This is a genomic window from Microcoleus sp. B4-C1, assembly GCF_036705285.1.
GTDB lineage: Bacteria > Cyanobacteriota > Cyanobacteriia > Cyanobacteriales > Microcoleaceae > Microcoleus.
In genome coordinates this window covers 21,777-32,967 of record NZ_JAUBUC010000059.1, presented here as the reverse complement: position 1 = coordinate 32,967, position 11,191 = coordinate 21,777, and the positions used below count along the sequence as shown (strand labels likewise).

Sequence of the window (11,191 nt, the reverse complement as noted above, 5' to 3'; positions counted from 1 at the left end):
ATCTTGCCTGTATTGAATTTTTGTGGAACAGGCATCTTGCCTGTATTGAATTTTTGTGGAACAGGCATCTTGCCTGTATTGAATTTTTGTGGAACAGGCATCTTGCCTGTTCCTAGATATTTTGATGCACCCCAAACTCCGAATAATTAATGCTCAACTATCACCGGTGTGCCAACTGCGACTTTCTCAAATAAAGCCTGTGCATCTTTATCAAACATTCTGACGCAGCCGTGAGAAGCCGCCCCCCCGATCGACTCTGGATTCGGAGTACCATGAAAACCAATCACATTCTTGCCATCCGTCCAAAACCCCATCCACCTACTCCCTAATGGATTGTCTGGCCCAGCAGGAATAAGTTCTCCTGTCCAAGGATTTTGCCAAACTGGATCTTTGATCATTTGCATAACTTTAAAATTGCCTGTTGGAGTTTCCCACCCGCCTTTTCCCACAGCAACCGGGAAACTGGTTTGCACCTTATTTTGTCGGTAAACATAGACGCGGCGTTCTCGCAATTTCAGCACTAAACGCACTTCCTCAATAGGATTTACCGCAGGCTGTGGTTCCTGGGGAATGTAACGAAATGGTTCTCCCAAGGGCGGCAGTTCTGGGGTTCCGAGATTCGGCAACTGTGTCTCGGAGGTGGGCCGCTGCGCTGCGATCGCACTATTGCTTGAATTAGCCACCACTTCGGCAGTCGTCTGCTGCTGTATGCCGATCGACAGCGCGGCTGCGCTCAAGCTCAGTACAATTAACTTGTTAAACAAAAATTTGCTGTTCACCATTGTTTTGTTCGCTAAACTCCTCACCAGCATTTCCTACAAAGTTCCGATCTAATTATCCGCCAACCGCACCCGATCCGAAAAATTTTGAGATGCTTTTTGACCAAGAATTTCTTGATGGTACCCGCCACGTGATTTATCCGTGGAATCAATCCCCAATCCCAAATCCTTGCATCCTCAAGCCCCCGGATTTATCCGTGGTGTCAATCGAAAATCTCAAATTTAAAATCTAAAATCGAATGACGGCAACTGCGCTGTACAGTTTTTAGTTGAAATTCCACCACTGATAACTGGTAACTCAACACAAAGCTTAGGCAATAATACCAAAACCACAAGGTTTTTATAAGTGGCTCAGTGGAGTTACGCAATAGAATGTCGTTAAAAAACCAGGTTTCTGCGTAAATCTTGCAAGAAAATGATGAAATTTTACCTCCGACTAATTTGATTTTTTAGCAATGACCGACTGGGGATCGACTATTCAAACTATGGCGCTGCAGTATCCGGCAAGCACAATCTGTCTTTGGGTAGAGTTCCCCCCCAGCAACAGTTAGGTGGGCGGAAAAAAACGGCAACGGTCGATCGAATAAACTCAATATATCACGGCAACACTCTAGAGATGCAAACCGCTGAACTTGTTGTAAATCGGGAACTTATGATGTAAAATTTAGTCTTTCAATACTTGTTCGATAATCTTTTTTTGAGATTGTCATAAATTTCCTACTCTGGGGATTAAACTGGATTAGGTATAGAGGTTGGGACTTTCGTGCAGCGGAAGCAAACCCGACCCTGAATAGCAGTTAATGTGAGGTTTCAATGCGTCTTCAGAACATCAAATTATTGACAGGTGCAACACTGTCGGTGGTAATTTCGGCGGTCTCAGTACATCCTGCGATGGCTAACCCTGCAACTCAAATAGCCCAAACGCAGACCACCACAACAGCAAACACTACAACCATTGTCGGTTTTGTCAAAAGTATTGTCGGCGACGTAGTAACTATTCGCGAAGAAAGCGCGCCGTACAGGACTCTCAGGGTTCAAAGATGCGTCCTGAGAATTATTGGCCTCGTACCGGGAATGAAAGTCAGAGCCACCGTCGCCGGATCTCAGATCCAAAATATCGCGGTGATCCCCGATTATAAGGTGGTAGCCACAACGGTTGCTCGTCCTGCAACCCCAGCACCGGCACCGCGTCCGGCTCCAGCACCCGCTCCGGTACCTCGCCCGGCTCCCGTTCCGCGTTCGGCTCCGGTTCCGGCTCCCCGTCCGATTCCGGCTCCTGCTCCCCGTCCGGCTCCTGTGAGAGGACTTTGGTAGACCTAGGTTATACGATTTTAGATTTTAGATTTTAGATTGAAAATTGCCAATGAGAATCAAGCAATTTGATCCGGGGCCCCCGGATTAATTCGTGGGATTGCTTTCTTCAATCTAAAATCTAAAATAGCAAATCTAAAATCGATTGACTGATGAAGATCAAGGTTTGGAACACGGGCCTACAGTTGCCTTCTTTTTTTGCAACTGGTATGAGTAAGCGAAATTAAGTCGCCGCGCACGCGGTGGCTTCGCTGTTTAATAGCAGTTAGAATAATAGAATTGTCCAGCAATTGTGGAGAAATCGCTGCTATGTATTACCTGCATTTCTTGCTGCTAATTCTGCTGTTGCCGATGATTGCGTGCGATCGAGCTACAGATGCGATCGCCCCTGCTGTGGGCGACAACGGCCCCCTGTCGCAAATTCCCTCCCGTGCACCGCTGGCAAATGTTGCGACAAATCAAATTGTACCGACCAAACCGCTGTCGCCGCAGCCAATCCGCATTGTTGCAACTACTTTGCCGCAGCCAGGAGCCAGCGAAAGCGCCTCAAAACCTCCTCAAGTAATACCGATTCCCGCATCGCCAGTGCTGCGAGTGCCTCCTGGCTTTGTCGTCAACGTTTTTGCTGACAATTTAGACGCTCCCCGATGGCTAGCTTTGACGCCGACAGGCGATGTTTTGGTAACAGAAACCAGGCAGAATCGGATTACGCTGTTGCGGGATGCCAACGGCGACGGGGTTGCTGAGGTTCGCAAAACTTTTGCCAGTGCCCAAAACGGGTTAAATATTCCCTTTGGCATGGCTTTTGCCGATCGCTATTTTTTCCTCGGAAATACCGCTGAAGTCCGCCGATTTCCCTACACAAAAGGGCAGGAACAATTAACTGGTACTGGTCAAAAAATTGCCGATTTACCGGGAGGCGGCTACAACCAACACTGGACGCGAAATGTTGTCGTTTCCCCCGACAATAGCAAGCTTTTCGTCTCAGTTGGATCGCAGTCTAATGCCGATGTCGAACCGCTGCCGAGGGCGTCTGTTCAAGTGATGAATTTGGACGGCAAGAACCAACAAATTTTTGCTTCTGGGTTGCGAAATCCGGTAGGATTGGATTTTCACCCAAAAACCAATCAACTCTACACGACAGTCAACGAACGCGACGGTTTGGGAGATGATTTGGTGCCGGATTACTTGACAAGAATTCGTCAAGGCGAGTTTTACGGCTGGCCTTACACTTATTTTAAGCCGAACTTGCTCGACCCGCGCCACTCCAGAAATGGCAATAGCGATCGACCTGATTTAGCGGCTAAAACATTAATGCCGGACGTGCTGTTTCAGGCGCACTCGGCAGCTTTGGGGCTTCAGTTTTACGACGGCAAAACGTTTCCTAAAAGATTTCTCAATGGGGCATTTGTGGCGTTTCGCGGCAGTTGGAATCGGAACGCTGGAACTGGTTATAAAATCGTGTTTGTACCTTTTAATGCGGCGAACGGACGCCCTCAAGGTTATTATGAGGATTTTCTGACTGGTTTTCTCACAGATCCGTCTGGCCCGAAAACTTGGGGGAGGCCGGTTGGTTTGCTGGTTTTACCTGACGGGAGTTTGCTGTTTACTGAGGAAGCGAACAACCGGATTTATCGGGTGCAGTATCGCCGCTGACGATTGGGCGATCTATTAGATACCGACTTTTTCAAGAAGTCGGGGATCTGGTTTTTTAGTCAGCTTCAAACCTTGCTAAGTTGAGATTCGCCGGAAATTTTTTGAAAAATTAATAACCTATCTTCTTCCGCAGTTTCGCCATTTAAATCAGACAGTTCGTAATAGGAATCTGTTTCTGGCAAGTAGATTGTCGGTAAATTTTCAGGCAGGATTAAATAAGTGTTTTTTACCTGTAAATCATTGTCTATATCTAATGAATATAGAAATCCGTCAACAGGATTTACAATTAACTCATGCAATGAAACTTGTCCCTCTATGTAAAGCTTGAGAGTTAGTTGTGCAACTCGGAAAACCAACCAGCGATTGTACAAATTATCTACATCGCACCAAGAATAAAGATAGCTATCGCCGTATTCATTCTCAAAAAGCGATAGCAGGGGGCCGTCGAAATACTCTAAATTGACTATACTTCTGAGAGTTAGAGGAAATTTACTTAGTTTAAATCCTATTAATTGTTCCATATATTCCAATACGGTTCAGTTAAGGAAATTTGTAGCGAAAATGTTGGGCGGAGTGAAACGGAGGGTTCGTTCATCAACCCAACCTACGCACTGAGAGTTAGAGGAAATTTATTGAGTTTAAATGCTATTAATTGTTCCATATATTCTTGGTGTTTGAAGCACATATTGATAATCTAAGTAGCCTAAAGGTTTTGCGATCGCGCTTTAAAATCCAGAACCGGGTTGTCTCAGAAATTCCGCTTCTTCCGGGGTTGTTTCGCGGCCGAGAATTTCATTGCGGTGGGGAAATCTCCCAAAACGCTCGATTATTTCCAAATGATTCTGCGCGTATTCAATGACTGAATCGCTGTCTGGTTCGCCGCTGAGTTGGCTAAATAGTTCGACAGATTTTTGCTGGTTTTCTAAGTTTTCGCTGTGTTCAAAAGGCAAATAAATAAACCATTTTTGTACAGTAACCAATTCGCGATCGAAGTTATGATTAACAGCGTATTCGGCGGTGGCTAAAGCTTTGTTGTCTGTGGCGAATGCTTGGGGCGTTCCGCGAAACATATTGCGCGGAAATTGATCGAGCAGTATAATTAATGCTAGGCAATTTTCGGGGGAATCTTGCCATGAGTCGAGTTTACCGGAGGCGGCTAGTTCGTATTGCGGGAGAAATCGCGATCGCACTTGGGCATCAAAATCCGCATCTTTTTCAAACCATTTCTTGTGGACTTTGCCAAACTCAGGAGAGTGCGATCGACCAAACCAAAAATCTAAAACTTCATTCATTAGCAATCTAGTATGCGATTGATTGTTGATTAAAGCTTCTGTGTCTGTAGTTGCACAAAATGCGCTATCTGTCCAACTACAAACCGCAGCGATTAATGATTAGCAATGATGACTTAGGAACCTTTGTTGTCCGGTGCTTAAAGTTACAAACTAGCAAACAGTCTGTCCCAAGTTTTGCCTCCCACAACTCCGTCTACAGGAATATCCGCTTGTCGCTGAAATCTTTTCACTGCATTTTCGGTTGTCGGGCCGAAAACGCCATCAATTACGATCGGGTGTGCGGACAAGCCCCGCGCGTTCAACAATTTTTGCAGTTTCTTAACATCTGCCCCTTTCGAGCCGCATTTTAAAATCCTTTTATGGTGTCTCACTACTGGTTGATGGCAATCATCTGTGTGGCAAACTGCGGAGCTCGCTGCATAGTTGGCTCTACTTGTGCCAGTCAAAACTAATAGACCGAGAATTGCTAGTAAATAATAAAAAGTCTGTGTTCCCGCCATACTTTCCCTGTTAATTTTCTCAAGCGTTTTTTGCAAGTTTGACGATTGTTTGAGAGTGAGAAACCGGGTTTCTGGGATGGGTGCATCCAATCTCGATTCACCTGGTTTCTGGCAACAGTCAACCGACATTCTACAATATAAGTGGCTTTACTGCAAAATCTCCGATCGTGCAAGTTAAATTTTGTTGCTCTTTGGTAGCAGCAAAGGTAACAATTACTTCGCAGGCAACTGCAACTGTCAGCATTACCAAGTTTCGCGCCAGCGGGTAATCGCAAACGTCATCATTCGCGGCTGAAGGAACCCGATAGTGTTGGTTCCAAATTATTTCGGAGTAATCGGCAGCTAATCCGACGTGCACGCAGGGAAGGGAGGCACTCGCACAGTAATCCTTGACTGCTTGTCGCCCGACACTGTTATCAAAAGTATCGATGACTGTGGCGCTGTTGACAAGCAGCCGATCGACATTTGCGGGTGTCAATTCTTTTGAGTGCGCGTCAATGCTGACGGACAAAGCGCGATAGAGGTTGTTGGCGAGAATTTTGGCTTTGAATGCGCCGATGTCCGATCGATAATAGGGTTGAGTGGAAAGGTTGCGTTCCTCGATGCGATCGCGATCGATGACTTTTAACTGACAAAAGCCCGATCGCGCCAGACTTTCTGTAATATTCGCACCCAAAGCGCCCGCGCCGCACACCGTTACCGGGAAATTTTTGATCAGCGACATCACTGCGGCACTTCTATAAAGTTGTTCGTGAAAAAATATGCTCATGGTAATCAAGAATTAGCGATTTTCGACGACTCCAACCAATGAATGCAAGTCGAAGTCTTTGTCCAATCCGCTGAGACAAATCCCCGCACTCATAACTGTCAAGTCATTTTTGGCGATCGCAGAAGTGTGGTGTTCTCCCGTTCCGCTAGTCCATTCAACCAACCAATAATTTTCGCGATCTAAAAAATCCCGCAATTCACCGCCGCCCATTTTCAACGCCCGCTGCAAGCGCTTTTCTTCCCGCACTTTCGGATCGAAATCTTTAATATTTCGGGACACCAATTCGTAAACTGTTCGCATTTCCGGCGTCATCCCTTTAAAGCGAACTTCTTGAGGCAAAATCAACTTTTTTAAAGCTGCTTTTAACTTCTCAGATGGCAGCGGATCGGCGCGCCTGTCAATCTCTTCAAACCACAAACAATGACCGTCCCAGCGCGCAACAATCGGCTCAAACTGCGAACCTTCTGTTACTAAATGCACTGGTACTGGTTTCGCAACACCCGTGCGCTGTTTAGCATCAGATTCGTTAACAGGATAAGCCAGCCACGTTTGCCCTTGCAGCACGTAAGCCAAGTGCAAGCGAACGGGGAGGAGGAGTTGCAAATAGTCGGTCACTTGTGGCAAACTCGGCTCCTCAATTACCGCAGCAATTTTCTCATTAATCGGCCTAAAAATAGCCCATCCTTCAAATTTGCGCGGCTGCGGTAGAAAAGTATAAACCATTGAGCTAACTCTTATCCGCACGCTTCCCCCACGCACGCAAGGAGCCAGGAATTGGGTATCGAGTAGGTGCGCTTCTTGGGCAGCCAGTTGGCTGAGGATTTTGCGGATATCTGCCACTGAATTGACCTCCGTCATCTTACTTTTTGTTACCCAAAACACTTTTAATTTAAGAAATTATAAAGATTCCTCAACACTATTGACAGAAATTAATCTCCTAATCTAATATTGAGCGAACCTCGCAACTTAACGTTGTAAATATCTTAAGTAAATATGCTGCAAAAGCTTTTTTCTAAGTGGGTTGTAGTCACTGCTTTGACACTTCCTCTTTTTGGCTCAGTCCAGGTTGCTAAAGCTCAGGACAGCTATGGAGCTACTGCTTATTCTCCGACTTCTGACGCCACTGGTATTAGTTGGGATCATGCTACGGAGAAAGAAGCACTAAACGCAGCAGTAGCCGCTTGCAATGAACAAAGCGGAGGTGCTAACGACTGCGAACCGCTGACATCTAATAGTAATAATTGTGGAGCGATCGCCGTAGGCAAAGGAGGAGCCGGTGCGGGCTGGGGCGACGATAAAGCCGCAGCAGAAGCTCAAGCTCTCGCCGGTTGCAGCGAACTAGAGGGCGGCAGTTGTAAAGTGCAGCTTTCAGCTTGCAACAACTAATTAAAGTGATAAAAATTGGTCAGAGAAGTGTAGATTATCGCTGGTAAAATAGTTTAGAAAATAGTAAGTTTAAGGTGCGCTGGGCGCACCTTACAGAATACAAATCGGCTAAAAGTAGGGTGCGCCATGTGCACCTTACAGTTAATCTCCTACTTCGGAAGTAACTGCATCAGGTGGCAGCAAACTTTCTAATCTATCTTTAGACCAGTATTCAGTAGGGTAAGCAAGTGCAATAATATCAGAGAGTCGAATCAGCCACGTAACTTGTCCGTAAGCATCGATATTTTCCGCCTGTTCGTTAGGGGGAACTATCACCAAAAGTTCCGCAAACTCCCCGAACAAATTAATCGGGATGCCACCGAAACTGCTATTATTTGTTTTAATCCAAACTTTGCTGCCTCGATCGAGAGCTTCTTGCAGTCGCTGGGAGAGCAAACTAGATTTTTTGACCTGGGATTTTTTGGCTTTCGACTTTTTTCCCATAGTTTTAAGAAGTTAAAGTAGTTGTATTGTGGGTTGCACTGTGGATGGCACAGTCCGTTAGACAGTGGGTTGAGATTTAGTGCGATCCTCTTCGTTGGCGTAGCCCCCGTAGGGGCGGGCTTGGCTAACGCGGTTCGGTATTGAAACGGACTGAAGGAAAAAGGGATCTCGCCCCGTCGCTACCCCATTAGTCTAGTCTATAAGAAAGTGCTGTACTGCGATCGTAATAACAATTTAATGGCAAAATCGCCAAATGACACCAGTTCCCAAAAAATGCGACTCTAGCCAAGCTTCAAACCCTTAATTCATCAGTGATTCCCAATCTAAAATCTAAAATCTAAAATTTAACATGGTATGACCTGCGGTGGCACTGTTACAAAGTCAGTCAACGATGCCCGTGTTTCTACTGTGTCCAAATGCAGTATAATCGGCGGAATCTTCCCAAATCGTTTAAGTAAAACAATGGACTGGCGAAAGCTCATTCATCCAAACCCGAAAGCTTCAACAAGTCAACCAGCAGCGCCAGAAACTCGATTGTCTGTAGAATTTTTGCTAGGGCTCTTTGCTGCGGGATGGACTCAACAGCAGGTGTTAGAAAAATATCCCGCACTGACTTCGGAAAAGTTACGCGCTGCTTTGGCGGGTGCGGATTCCCAGTTACTCTCCTCCATCGCTAATCCAGAATTACTAGAAATTATCGCAGAAGGAAGAAGGAAGAAGTCGATGTGAAAATGCAATAATAGGAATCGCTTGAGGACAGGCAACCGGGAGTTTTGGAATAAAGGGCGATCGGATTCCTCACTCTATTACTTTACTCTCATTTGTAGGATTTTTTCAGTATCATTCTCTTCCTCAAGCCCAAATTTTTTGGAAATTTCATCGATTGTCTGAGGTTGAACGACTCTTGATTTAGCTCGCTTCAGTGCGGTTAACAAGCGAGTTGCATTAGCAGGCGACCTCAGCAAATAAAGCGTTTCTAGCAAACTTTCTAATTCTGCCTCAGAAATCAAAATCGCATTTTTGCCGTTAGGTCTAGTAATAACTATTACTTCCCCAGTTTCAACAGCGCGATCGCAGAAATCTTTAAAATTTGCTTCAGCTTCAGTGTATGTAATCTCAGTTGACATAAATTTATAACTCCGACTAACTTAATGACTCAACTTTTATCACTTTACTAATAGTGATAGCGCGCTTTCAGAAAATCAATACGGTCATCACTCACTAAATAAACAATACGATGTTCTTTATTCAAACGACGCGACCACGCGCCAGAAAACTCATATTTCAAGGGTTCCGGCTTGCCAATGCCTTCAAACGGGTCTCGCAGAATTTCTCTGACCATTTTGATTAAGCGTAACGCCATCTTGCGGTCAGTTTGTACCCAATATTCTAGGTCTTCTAAAAACTCCGGCTGAAAAACGGTCTGACGTTCTACGCGATCGCTCTCACCCTCAGCACTCATCTGGCAAACCCTGAATCATTTTTTCAATTTTATGCTCCCTCCTAGAAAAAATAAGGTGAGCATTGCCCGCCAGCTTAACTCACGGGCAATGCCTAAATCATATCACTTGTCATCCCTCACAGGCAGCGACGTATCAAGAATTTCCATCAACAATTCCAGCCGCGAAGGACGACTCAACATCGGCACTAAATTCGGTAAGGAGTAATAATCACCTGCAAACGTAAAGGTTTCCACCGATACTTGTTTGTCCTTCAATTTCTTTTGGACATATTCGCACCAAGCACCAACTCGCACAATCACAACATCAGGAATTACCCCCAAACTGCGGCAGTAATTCTGATAAGCATCTGCAAAATAAGGTGCAGCGTTTTCGCCTTCATCTGTTACCATAATGAATTGCTCGACAACCTGCTTCTTAATTCGCATTGCTTCCACCGCGCAACCGCAACTTGTGCCGCCGCCAGCGCGAATGTGCTTGAAAGCGCCTTCCCAGTCTGTCAATTCGCTGCCGTTTGCTTGCACTGGATACGGTATCGTGTCAAAGGCATAAACAAACAGTGCAGCGTCGGAAATGCCCGAAATCAAAGCAGCGAGACGCTTCCCGACTTCGATCGCACTTTCCATCGAACCAGACTTGTCAATCAACAAACCGGTTGCTTTGGCAATCTTGCCGCGCTTCTTCACCTGTTCGTTTGTCACCGCTTCCAGCTTCGCCGCCGTTGCTGCGTCGAAGTTCGCGCCCGCACCCGCCACACTCGCTTTGTAAGCAGAAACCCGATCGCACTTTGCCGCTTCATCCAGCTTCGAGTCAATCAACTGCTTGACTTCCGCGTGATCCATCGCCCCGCGCGACTGAATCGATTTCAAATTGTTGATGACTTCCTGCGGCGACATCGAGTTAATCAGCGCGGCCAAAACCGTTGGCGTTAGCTGTTTGATCGCACCAACTGCGATCGTATACGGAATCTTGTACTCAACAATCAAATTCGCCTGTTCCGCAGGTGTCGCCGCCTTGGCCAACTGCTTCAAAACGAATGCCAGAGAGTCTTCCGGCGGATTGTCTTTAAATAGAATAGCATTAGCGCGATCGCTCGGCTTGACGTGCAGCGTTGCGTACAAATGCTTCATCGCCTTGCGGTTGCGGATGGCGGCGCGATCGAAAAACTGTGCATTCTTTTCCCGCGATTTCAGATAGCGAGTGACAGCAGTGCGCGCGCTGCGAGGCACCTTATTCTGGTGCCGCTTCATAAAGTCCACAATCCGCGAAACCTCGTAGGGAGGGAACTCTTGCAGCATCATAAACCCGGCATCTCGGTGTTCCGTCAGCGCCGAAGTCAGCAAATTTCCGGCAAAAACTTCCTTGTGATCGCGCACGTCGCCGTGACGTTGATACCACACTGCTAAATGACCGTAAAAAATCGGGTCTAATTCGACAATTAACTTGTGAATTTCTGCTACTTTTTCTAATTGACGGTGTGGAGTTGTGAGGAGACTGTTGAGCATTTCCAAACGCAAATCGCGTTCTGCTGCATTCATATTCATTGGTGTCACCT

Annotated in this window: 14 protein-coding genes; 4 read left to right on the top strand and 10 right to left on the bottom strand. The window is 46.1% G+C overall.

Annotated features, from left to right (window positions below):
- Positions 1-146: 146 nt before the first annotated feature.
- The gene (locus tag QUB26_RS21775) at positions 147-782 is read right to left on the bottom strand and encodes a L,D-transpeptidase (protein ID WP_333241646.1); all 636 of its coding nucleotides are present in this window, start codon (positions 780-782) and stop codon (positions 147-149) included.
- 810 nt (positions 783-1,592) lie between these two features.
- On the opposite strand from QUB26_RS21775, the gene QUB26_RS21770 reads away from it, so the two are divergent.
- On the top strand, positions 1,593-2,093 hold the full coding sequence (locus QUB26_RS21770) for an autotransporter (RefSeq protein WP_333241644.1): 501 nt from the start codon (positions 1,593-1,595) through the stop codon (positions 2,091-2,093).
- Between the two features lie 306 nt (positions 2,094-2,399).
- The gene (locus QUB26_RS21765; protein ID WP_333319680.1) at positions 2,400-3,746 is read left to right on the top strand and encodes a sorbosone dehydrogenase family protein; all 1,347 of its coding nucleotides are present in this window, start codon (positions 2,400-2,402) and stop codon (positions 3,744-3,746) included.
- Between the two features lie 65 nt (positions 3,747-3,811).
- Here QUB26_RS21765 and QUB26_RS21760 read toward each other — a convergent pair whose 3' ends face one another.
- From QUB26_RS21760 to QUB26_RS21740, 5 genes are all read right to left on the bottom strand, one after another.
- Positions 3,812-4,267, bottom strand: coding sequence for a DUF6575 domain-containing protein (locus tag QUB26_RS21760; protein WP_333319678.1), 456 nt, complete (start codon positions 4,265-4,267; stop codon positions 3,812-3,814).
- A 204-nt stretch (positions 4,268-4,471) separates the two neighbouring features.
- Entirely contained in the window at positions 4,472-5,038 is a 567-nt protein-coding gene (locus QUB26_RS21755) for a DUF924 family protein (protein ID WP_333319676.1), read from the bottom strand.
- Positions 5,039-5,181: 143 nt separating this feature from the next.
- Complete coding sequence (locus tag QUB26_RS21750; RefSeq protein ID WP_333203420.1) at positions 5,182-5,628, bottom strand: peptidoglycan-binding domain-containing protein; 447 nt, start codon at positions 5,626-5,628, stop codon at positions 5,182-5,184.
- Between the two features lie 40 nt (positions 5,629-5,668).
- A complete protein-coding gene (locus QUB26_RS21745; protein ID WP_333319674.1) occupies positions 5,669-6,307 on the bottom strand; it encodes a ThiF family adenylyltransferase in 639 nt (212 codons plus the stop codon).
- Positions 6,308-6,319: 12 nt separating this feature from the next.
- A complete protein-coding gene (locus tag QUB26_RS21740; RefSeq protein ID WP_333241630.1) occupies positions 6,320-7,165 on the bottom strand; it encodes a hypothetical protein in 846 nt (281 codons plus the stop codon).
- A 135-nt stretch (positions 7,166-7,300) separates the two neighbouring features.
- On the opposite strand from QUB26_RS21740, the gene QUB26_RS21735 reads away from it, so the two are divergent.
- Complete coding sequence (locus QUB26_RS21735) at positions 7,301-7,693, top strand: DUF4189 domain-containing protein (RefSeq protein WP_333053569.1); 393 nt, start codon at positions 7,301-7,303, stop codon at positions 7,691-7,693.
- A 141-nt stretch (positions 7,694-7,834) separates the two neighbouring features.
- On the opposite strand, the gene QUB26_RS21730 is transcribed toward QUB26_RS21735, so the two are convergent.
- Entirely contained in the window at positions 7,835-8,176 is a 342-nt protein-coding gene (locus QUB26_RS21730; protein ID WP_333149124.1) for a hypothetical protein, read from the bottom strand.
- Positions 8,177-8,638: 462 nt separating this feature from the next.
- On the opposite strand from QUB26_RS21730, the gene QUB26_RS21725 reads away from it, so the two are divergent.
- Positions 8,639-8,905 (top strand): DUF433 domain-containing protein, encoded by a 267-nt coding sequence (locus tag QUB26_RS21725; RefSeq protein WP_333241628.1) that lies wholly within the window; start codon positions 8,639-8,641, stop codon positions 8,903-8,905.
- 77 nt (positions 8,906-8,982) lie between these two features.
- On the opposite strand, the gene QUB26_RS21720 is transcribed toward QUB26_RS21725, so the two are convergent.
- From QUB26_RS21720 to QUB26_RS21710, 3 genes are all read right to left on the bottom strand, one after another.
- Positions 8,983-9,303: a type II toxin-antitoxin system prevent-host-death family antitoxin gene (locus QUB26_RS21720; RefSeq protein WP_333241626.1), complete on the bottom strand. Its 321-nt coding sequence runs from the start codon at positions 9,301-9,303 to the stop codon at positions 8,983-8,985.
- Between the two features lie 47 nt (positions 9,304-9,350).
- Positions 9,351-9,638: a Txe/YoeB family addiction module toxin gene (locus QUB26_RS21715; RefSeq protein ID WP_333319672.1), complete on the bottom strand. Its 288-nt coding sequence runs from the start codon at positions 9,636-9,638 to the stop codon at positions 9,351-9,353.
- 102 nt (positions 9,639-9,740) lie between these two features.
- Positions 9,741-11,180, bottom strand: coding sequence for a hypothetical protein (locus QUB26_RS21710; protein WP_333319670.1), 1,440 nt, complete (start codon positions 11,178-11,180; stop codon positions 9,741-9,743).
- Between the last annotated feature and the right edge of the window lie 11 nt (positions 11,181-11,191).

Bases quoted from the DNA above. Each gene is read 5' to 3' on its own strand.
- QUB26_RS21775 (WP_333241646.1), bottom strand. From the start codon at position 782: ATGGTGAACAGCAAATTTTTGTTTAACAAGTTAATTGTACTGAGCTTG.
- QUB26_RS21770 (WP_333241644.1), top strand. From the start codon at position 1,593: ATGCGTCTTCAGAACATCAAATTATTGACAGGTGCAACACTGTCGGTG.
- QUB26_RS21765 (WP_333319680.1), top strand. From the start codon at position 2,400: ATGTATTACCTGCATTTCTTGCTGCTAATTCTGCTGTTGCCGATGATT.
- QUB26_RS21760 (WP_333319678.1), bottom strand. From the start codon at position 4,267: ATGGAACAATTAATAGGATTTAAACTAAGTAAATTTCCTCTAACTCTC.
- QUB26_RS21755 (WP_333319676.1), bottom strand. From the start codon at position 5,038: ATGAATGAAGTTTTAGATTTTTGGTTTGGTCGATCGCACTCTCCTGAG.
- QUB26_RS21745 (WP_333319674.1), bottom strand. From the start codon at position 6,307: ATGAGCATATTTTTTCACGAACAACTTTATAGAAGTGCCGCAGTGATG.
- QUB26_RS21740 (WP_333241630.1), bottom strand. From the start codon at position 7,165: ATGACGGAGGTCAATTCAGTGGCAGATATCCGCAAAATCCTCAGCCAA.
- QUB26_RS21735 (WP_333053569.1), top strand. From the start codon at position 7,301: ATGCTGCAAAAGCTTTTTTCTAAGTGGGTTGTAGTCACTGCTTTGACA.
- QUB26_RS21730 (WP_333149124.1), bottom strand. From the start codon at position 8,176: ATGGGAAAAAAGTCGAAAGCCAAAAAATCCCAGGTCAAAAAATCTAGT.
- QUB26_RS21725 (WP_333241628.1), top strand. From the start codon at position 8,639: ATGGACTGGCGAAAGCTCATTCATCCAAACCCGAAAGCTTCAACAAGT.
- QUB26_RS21720 (WP_333241626.1), bottom strand. From the start codon at position 9,303: ATGTCAACTGAGATTACATACACTGAAGCTGAAGCAAATTTTAAAGAT.
- QUB26_RS21715 (WP_333319672.1), bottom strand. From the start codon at position 9,638: ATGAGTGCTGAGGGTGAGAGCGATCGCGTAGAACGTCAGACCGTTTTT.
- QUB26_RS21710 (WP_333319670.1), bottom strand. From the start codon at position 11,180: ATGAATATGAATGCAGCAGAACGCGATTTGCGTTTGGAAATGCTCAAC.